General features: G+C 50.6%; 7 protein-coding genes and 1 pseudogene. All 8 read left to right on the forward strand.

Annotation, left to right across the window (positions count from 1 at the left end; genetic code table 11):
• Nucleotides 1–990: pseudogene (tssI, locus tag G7007_RS21285) on the forward strand (type VI secretion system tip protein TssI/VgrG); the annotation flags it as partial.
• A 20-nt stretch (nt 991–1,010) separates the two neighbouring features.
• Nucleotides 1,011–1,604 carry a DcrB-related protein gene (locus G7007_RS21290; RefSeq protein WP_181105015.1) on the forward strand — a complete coding sequence of 198 codons (594 nt, stop codon included), beginning with the start codon at nt 1,011–1,013 and terminating at the stop codon, nt 1,602–1,604.
• Nucleotides 1,601–2,812: a PAAR domain-containing protein gene (locus tag G7007_RS21295; protein ID WP_181105017.1), complete on the forward strand. Its 1,212-nt coding sequence runs from the start codon at nt 1,601–1,603 to the stop codon at nt 2,810–2,812. The genes G7007_RS21290 and G7007_RS21295 overlap by 4 nt, the downstream gene beginning before the upstream one ends.
• Entirely contained in the window at nt 2,805–3,539 is a 735-nt protein-coding gene (locus G7007_RS21300) for a hypothetical protein (protein ID WP_181105019.1), read from the forward strand. Before G7007_RS21295 ends, G7007_RS21300 begins: the two co-directional genes overlap by 8 nt.
• A 610-nt stretch (nt 3,540–4,149) precedes the next feature.
• Nucleotides 4,150–4,803, forward strand: coding sequence for a hypothetical protein (locus tag G7007_RS21305; protein WP_181105021.1), 654 nt, complete (start codon nt 4,150–4,152; stop codon nt 4,801–4,803).
• Nucleotides 4,804–4,991: 188 nt separating this feature from the next.
• A complete protein-coding gene (locus G7007_RS21310) occupies nt 4,992–5,861 on the forward strand; it encodes a hypothetical protein (protein WP_181105023.1) in 870 nt (289 codons plus the stop codon).
• Complete coding sequence (locus tag G7007_RS21315; RefSeq protein ID WP_181105025.1) at nt 5,858–6,568, forward strand: hypothetical protein; 711 nt, start codon at nt 5,858–5,860, stop codon at nt 6,566–6,568. Before G7007_RS21310 ends, G7007_RS21315 begins: the two co-directional genes overlap by 4 nt.
• Before the next feature lie 13 nt (nt 6,569–6,581).
• Nucleotides 6,582–7,034 carry a hypothetical protein gene (locus G7007_RS21320; protein WP_181105027.1) on the forward strand — a complete coding sequence of 151 codons (453 nt, stop codon included), beginning with the start codon at nt 6,582–6,584 and terminating at the stop codon, nt 7,032–7,034.
• Nucleotides 7,035–7,190: the final 156 nt, after the last annotated feature.

The following is a 7,190-nucleotide window of genomic DNA, read 5'->3' on the forward strand; positions in this document are numbered from 1 at the left end:
ACGCAAAGCACGCCACCGTCTCGAAGCGATGGAAGTACACGGCAAAACCTTCAGTGGCGAAAGCAACTGCCGGGCCATGGAGCCGGGCCATCATTTCAAACTCACCCAGCACTACGATCACGACAACGATGTACCCGAAGATCGCGAGTTCATGTTGCTGTCGGTCAACCATTGGGGGCGCAACAATTATTCGAACGAAGGCGAGGCAGGCTACCGCAATAGCTTCACGTGCATCCGCCGAAAGATCATTTTCCGTCCTGTCCAGCAAACCCCTCGCGGCGTGATTAGCGGCCCCCAGACCGCCATCGTCGTCGGCCCGCCGGGTGAGGAGATCTACACCGACGCGTTGGGCCGGGTGAAGCTGCAGTTCCACTGGGACCGCAATGGTGAGTTCAACGACCAGAGTTCGTGCTGGGTGCGGGTGGCGCAGTCTGGGGCCAGCGGAGGTTTTGGCAGCATCCTGATCCCACGCGTTGGCGACGAGGTCGTGGTGGTGTTCCTTGACGGCAACCCAGACCGGCCGCTGATCATGGGCAGCCTATACAACAGCTACAACACCCCACCATGGTCGTTGCCGGCGAACAAGACCCAGAGCGGGTTCCTGACGCGTTCGATGAAGGGGGATGGTGCGACGGCCAACTTCTTTCGCTTCGAGGACAAGGCGGGTGCCGAGCAGATCATCATGCACGCCGAGCGCAACATGGACACCGAGGTGGAGGCTGATGACAGTTTGAAGGTGGGGGTGATAGATCTATCAAGGTCGAAGGCAAACACTCCGAAACGATCAAGTTGGAAACCAGCATCGCAGTCGAAGAAGGTTCTTATTTCGTAACGGTGGACCAAGGATGCGTGAATGTAAAGGCGGCCACATCGATTGTGCTAGAGGTAGGAAAGAGCAAGCTGGAAATGAAGTCAGACGGCACCATCACACTCACCGGGGTGACCGTAGACGTGGCGGGTAGCACGATTATCAACTTGAACAAGTCCTGAGTGGCGACAAGGAACGTCTTATGCGTGGCAATATATTTGATCGAATCCATCAAAAACGTGCGCTAGCAGAACGCCTCGAGCGTGAGCGTTTGGAACAGGAAGCGCTTGCTGCACTCGTCGTCCCGCCGCCGCCCTATCTGACTAATGAGCTCAGTTTCGCTCGGCCTGAAAATCTGAAAGACAAGACGTTCAATGTCTTTACGCTAACGGACATTGGACCAAGCCCGTTTTCATTCGTGGTAGGGCGTTCGCCCGCAGAGCCAGATGCGGATCTGGAAACGCTCGCGCAGCAATTGCTTGGCGAGCTGAAAAAAACACTCTCTCATGTTCAGTGGATCGAACCGCTTTCCCCTGTGATCGTGGCAGGGTTGGACGCCAGGCGTGTGGAGTTCCGCTGGCGCCAGCAAGGACAACCTGTACACCAGGTGCAGCTGATTTTCTTGCATCAGGACGAACACAAGCGGCCTTTGCTGATGCAGCTTACTGGAACGAGCAATAATCCTAAGGGAATGACGGCGGAGGAGCGCAGTGCTTTCGATGCAATTGTTGAGAGTCTAGAACTACGCTATCCACCAGGGTCCGAGGAGAATCCCAGCCGAGCTGTACGGGCATGAGTTCACCTGCTGCGCGTATGGACGATGCCATCGAGCACTCCAGTGCGCTCGGCGGGCTGCTGGCGGGTCTGGCTATTGGGGCTGGCGCAGTCCTTGTTGGAATCGCTGTTGTCGGAACCGGTGGCCTGGGTGCCATTGCATTGACTGCAATGGTAGGCGCGGGCGCTGCTACAGGCGCTGAGATTGGACAATTGATTGGAAGTCTGTCTTTCGCCCGCCGGGAAACCGGAAAGATAATGTCAGGATCCAGCAACGTTTATATAAACGGTAAGCCAGCAGCCAGAGCCCATCTCGACCATGCCGAATGCTCGGATCATTCAGGAGCACCGAAGACGTTAGCGCAGGGTAGTCGCTCTGTCCATATCAATGGCCAACCGGCAGTACGCGTAGGCGACCTTACCGTTTGTGATGCAAAAATTAGCTCGGGTTCATCAAACGTCTATATAGGCGGTGAAACAGCAACCACCGACGCGATTGATCCAGAGGTTTCTGTATTACTTGAACGAGCCGTGATGGGGCTGGGGCTTGCTAGTGCTTTTGTTTTGGCGAGTCCTATTCTAGTCATTGCAGGTATTGCTGGCGGTATCGCAGGGGGGATGGCGGGCCAGTGGGCTGGGGGCGAAATTTTTGGTGAGGAGTCTGATGGCCAGAAGCTGATGGCCTTCGGTGGTGCTTTGTTGGGTGGAGGGATTGGCGCTAAAGGTGGAAAAGCTTTTGATGCGCGCTATGAGATTAAGACACAAGGTTTTGGCTCCAATATCGGTAATGTCAAAATCGTGTCGAAACAAACGGGTGCTTCTAAGAATACCAAGCCTGCACGTGGTGCAGATGGCCGCTTTATTAAAGTTGGAGAAAGAGCTAGGTATACTAGAAAGTCTGAGTATCCAAGTGGGTATCGTGCTGGGGTTAAAGATAAGGTTTTGGATAAGCACACTATTAGGAGCGGGGAAGACATAGGTAAAGTGCGTACGGCAGATAGGGAAATAGTTGATCGAGACGATCCAAGAATAACTATTGAACATGAAATGGCAGTAGTTGAACATTGGAATAGGGAAGGGTATAATTCTACGCGTGCAGCTCGTGTTGAGTTTTATAATAATGTTGACAACATGAGTATTCGTCTGCGCTCAGCTAACAGTGCTGACGGAGGGCGAATGGCCGCAGAAGGCATCAGGTATAGGCAAGATGTTGGACCTAACTATGAATGAGGTTGATATGTTCACTAAAGATGACTTGTTGCGTTCTTATACAGGGGTAGAAAAAGATGCCGGTTATTATTTTTTTCAACTTGAGTTATCGGATGCTTTTGATGAGTATTGTCTAAAAAGCACAGACGATTTAGATTTGTTAGTCGTCTCTGAAAATATTACTGACAGAGAGTTTGCTAAAAGTGTAATAAGTCAAGCTTCTGGGGAATTCAGCCAGGGAAAAGTTTCAATATTTAACATATCTAATAATAAGTATGGATTTACACATTCTCTAGTTCTGCCGAATACTTACCATGGGGTATTTAAGGGTAAGTTAGAGCATAAGCGAGATAATCTATATCTTTGCGTTCCCATTTACCGATGTGAGTTTTCAGGTAATGAGTCAGCCGAAGAATTTAAGAATATGATCCAGCGGATGATTCCTGTTTTTCGGTGGGATCGAAAGGTTTGCCCTAAGATCAAAATCTATTTCGACAATCCAGAAACTGAGTCTGGAACCGATGAGGCAGGTGCTTTAATTAAGTATCCAACCTTGCTGTCAGAAATAGAAAACCTTAATGGTGTATCTAGTGGATTTATTGAGCTTACAAATTATAAGGGGGGCGTAATTGAAATTCTTTCGCCGCAAAGAGATGTTTTTACTTTAATTCGCAATCGAAAGGATGAAGAAGACATGGATTTATCGATGATCACGGAGGCACTAGAGCGGTTCCTGTTAGATGAATGATAGAATGACGATGGCGTTTTTAATTTAATTCTTGGTATGATTTAAGATAATTTTAAGTGGTATGATTTTGTAGGGGCTTTACTAATCATGCCTCTTTTCTTAATTGGATCTTTATTTGTATATAAGAAGAATTAGTAAAATTTTTAATAAAAATCGCTGTGGCTAAAATTGCTGCCATGACTAGTCGGAAGACTATATGGCAAGGTGTTACGAACTTTCTAGGCGCTGTACGAAATTTCAATAGACCTACTTCGCCCCCCCTGATGACCTAGGGCGCCAGAAGTGGAGATCGATATGTTCGAGGTTATGCATGCATGGATGGCAATCTTTCTGGACAACACGGCGCTGCGAAGCGAGACCGTCGTGAAGCTGTCATGAGGGCATACATGATCGACAACACGACACGGTCTGAGCCCGCACATTGGCAGGCCAGATGGGATCCAATAAATTGACACCTCCATCTGCATGCGCTTTCATGTCGCGGCACAGCGCCTTACTCCAAGCCGAGCACAGTTTGATGCGATGAAACGGATATTTCACAAGGCGATTTACTTTCAAGTTATCAAGGACGGTTAGAGTGCAATGGTCTGAGGAAATGAAGCGGACTACGATGAGCAAGCTGAAGGAATATGATATATATTTCTCGGCGGATGAGGTCCCCCCTGATATTAAATTTCCCGAGCAGTGGCGCAATTTTGGCCCGGCAAGAACTGGCAAATCTCCTGTTCCTGCAGAATGGGACAATTATATGAATTGTCTGCCGTGGGTCTCCTGGTGGGTCGATAACTGTGTGCTAGGTACGGTCTTGGCGATCAGCGATAGACCCTATTTGATGTATGTATACAGGAAGGATGGGGAATTTTATTACTATATGGGCGGAGAGCCCCTGGGTGCAGGTGATGTAAGACTTGATAAATATAGTGGCTTTTCTGAAAGTTTGAAGAAATTTTACTGTGAACTGCACAATGGCTTTGGTTTTTATATAGGCTGCACCATGGGGCCGTCACGGGTTGAAGACTTTATTTCAATTAAAGATTTGTGTGATGACGAGTATCCAGGCCTGCCTGACATGATGGCGATTTTTTCAAATGGTGCTGGGGATTATATGGCTTTAGGTGAAGGAGACGCCAGTGGCGAGGTATTTATATGGTGGCATGAAGAGCCAGATCAGCCCGAGCGAAATCTCAATTTATGGGAGCATATGGATTATTGGATGGCGATTGTTTTAGAAAATTCGGATGTCAATGATATTGTTGGTGAATGATTTTTGGCTTTTGAGGTTTTTCAAAGGCTGTGAAATTATTTCGGTGGCGGTCTGCGGCGCTGAGTCTCTGTGTCCGGTTAGGATATCACTCCCTCGGACAAATTTCTGCCCAGCACGTGAACACGCTCACTCGCAATCACTTGCCGGTAGTTTTTTAACTGCATATGAGCAAGGAGGCAAGGTGAACCATGTTCGATGAAGCGGACATACGGCAGTCATATTCAGATGATGTGGAGACGCACACGGGTCACTACTTTTTTCAGCTGCATTTGGCTAAAACTTTTTATGAGTATTGTTTGAAGAGCACCGCAGACGTGGACCTGCTGGTGATCTCCGAAGCGATCGTCGACAGAGCGTTCGCCATGGACGTGATCCGCCAGGCGTCGGGCGATTTCAGCCAGGACAGGGTGTCGAGGTTTGACCTGACGGCAAACCCCTATGGATTCACGCAGGCGTTGGTGCTGCCCAACACCTATCACGGCGCCTTCAAAGGTCGGTTCGACGCCAAACGCGAACGCCTGTACCTCTGCGTGCCCATCCACCGCTGCGAATTCTCGGGCGACGAATCGGCGAATGAGTTCAAGGCCATGCTCGGACGCACTGTATACCCCTTTCGCTGGAACAGGCCCGTATCTCCCAAGATCAGGGTGTACTTCGACAATCCGGCAACGGGTGCAGGTACGGATGAAGAAGGTGCGTTGATGACGTACTCCACCGTGCTGTCGGAAAATCGACAACCTGAACGGGGTCGTCAGCGGCTTCATCGAGATCACGAACTACGCGGGCGAGGTCATCGAAGTGCTGTTCCCTGGGCAGGACCAGTTCATCCTGATTCGCCATCGCCGCGAGGAGACGGCAGTGTCATTGCCACAGTTGAAGGACGCCGTGAACCGCTTCGTTTTCGACGGGCAGGCGAGGGCGCAGATGCGTTGGCGTGGAGATGTCGCTTGAGATGTGTCGATGGGGCGATGCACGATGGTTTGCGTGTATCCATGAAGCAGGTCAAGGTGCATGACCCCAGGCTTGCAGAACGTAACCTTGTAAGGAATGCAGCATGACGTGGACTGAGTCGCAGAAGTCGGAGATGCTCCACGAGTTGAAGGGGTACGAGGTCTATTTCACGCCTGCCGACCTGCCTTCTGGATTTGAACTGCCCTGGCAGTGGCGTGATTTCGGTCCTGCGGATAGCGAGAATTCCTGTGTGCCTGCCGAGTGGGCCAATTATGCCGAGCAACTGCCCTGGGTGTGCGCCTGGATCGAGCAGTGCGTGCTAGGGACCGTGGTGGCGGTAAAAGACAAGCCTTATCTCATGTACGTTTATAGCAAGGAAGAAGAGCTGAGCTTTTATATAGGTGGGGCGCCGCTAGGGGCAGGCAATACGGAACTTGGTAAGTGTGCCCATCTTCCACAGCAGTTGAGGGAATTTTATCGCGATCTCCATGATGGCTTTGGATTTTATATCGGTTGCACGATGGGGCCTTCTCATGTCGAAGATTTTGTCCCTATAAAAGACCTATGTGATGAAGATTATCCAGACTTTCCTGATATGGTGAGTTTCTTCTCAAGCGGCGCGGGGGATTACCTGGCATTGGGCGAAGGGGCCTGGGCGGGCGTATTCTTCATGTGGTTTCATGAAGAGCCCAATACACCGAGGCAGAAAGAGGACCTGTGGGGAATAATGGATACATGGATGTCGATCTTCCTGGAGGACTCGGAAATGAATGAACTGTTCAGGAGCGATTCCGATACCCGGAGCGCGCATTGATGGACACTGCTGCATGGAATGGACTGAATCGCAGAAGTTGGAGATGCTCGACGAGTTGAAGGAGTACGAGGTTTATTTCACGCCTGCCGACCTGCCTTCTGGACTTGAGCTGCCTGGGCAGTGGTGTGACTTTGGTCCTGCGGATGGCGAGAAATCCTGTGCACCTGCCGAGTGGGCCAATTATGCCGAGCAGCTGCCTTGGGTGTGTGCCTGGATCGAGCAATGCGTGCTAGGGACCGTGGTGGCGGTAAAAGACAAGCCTTATCTCATGTACGTATACAGGGAGGAGGGGCGGCTGAATTTTTACATGGGCGGAGCGCCACTGGGGGCGGAGAGTGCACAACTGGATGAGCTTCCTCCTGTCCCGGAAAATTTGAAACGTTTTTACCGTGACCTGCATGATGGCTTCGGATTTTATATCGGATGTGCCATGGGGCCTTCGCACCTCGAGGATTTTGTTCCATAAAGGATCTGTGCGATGACGATTATCCTGATCTTCCGGACATGGTGAGTTTTTTCTCGAGTGGTGCTGGAGATTACCTGGCGCTGGGCGAAGGGGCTTGGGCGGGCCAGGTCTTTATCTGGTGGTATGAAAAGCCGGATGAGCCTTCTCGGGAAAGGA

Origin of the sequence: Pseudomonas entomophila, from assembly GCF_013523125.1 — a bacterium.
Lineage (GTDB): Bacteria > Pseudomonadota > Gammaproteobacteria > Pseudomonadales > Pseudomonadaceae > Aquipseudomonas > Aquipseudomonas entomophila_B.